This window comes from Domibacillus sp. 8LH, assembly GCF_038806185.1.
Classification (GTDB): domain Bacteria; phylum Bacillota; class Bacilli; order Bacillales; family Domibacillaceae; genus Domibacillus; species Domibacillus indicus_A.
In genome coordinates this window covers 1-350 of sequence record NZ_JAVJNG010000090.1, presented here as the reverse complement: position 1 = coordinate 350, position 350 = coordinate 1, and the positions used below count along the sequence as shown (strand labels likewise).

General features: G+C 50.0%; 3 tRNA genes. All 3 read left to right on the top strand.

Annotation, left to right across the window (positions count from 1 at the left end):
• The 3 genes from RG959_RS23910 (at position 1) to RG959_RS23900 (ending at position 350) form a co-directional block, all read left to right on the top strand.
• Positions 1–76: transfer RNA gene (locus tag RG959_RS23910), tRNA-Lys, on the top strand.
• Positions 77–178: 102 nt separating this feature from the next.
• Positions 179–264 (top strand) — tRNA-Leu (locus RG959_RS23905).
• A gap of 9 nt (positions 265–273) precedes the next feature.
• Positions 274–350 (top strand) — tRNA-Arg (locus RG959_RS23900).

The following is a 350-nucleotide window of genomic DNA, read 5'->3' as shown; positions in this document are numbered from 1 at the left end:
GAGCCATTAGCTCAGTCGGTAGAGCATCTGACTTTTAATCAGAGGGTCGAAGGTTCGAGTCCTTCATGGCTCACCATTCCTTCGAAACCTTTTAAAAAAAGTGTTGACAAGGCAATCAAGTTCGTGTAAAATATTATTTTGTTGGCAAGCGACAATTTGGTGCACGGAACGCTTTTATGCGGTCGTGGCGGAATGGCAGACGCGCTAGGTTGAGGGCCTAGTGGGGGCAACCCCGTGGAGGTTCAAGTCCTCTCGGCCGCACCAAATAAATAAGCGCCCGTAGCTCAATTGGATAGAGTACTTGACTACGAATCAAGCGGTTAGAGGTTCGAGTCCTCTCGGGCGCGCCA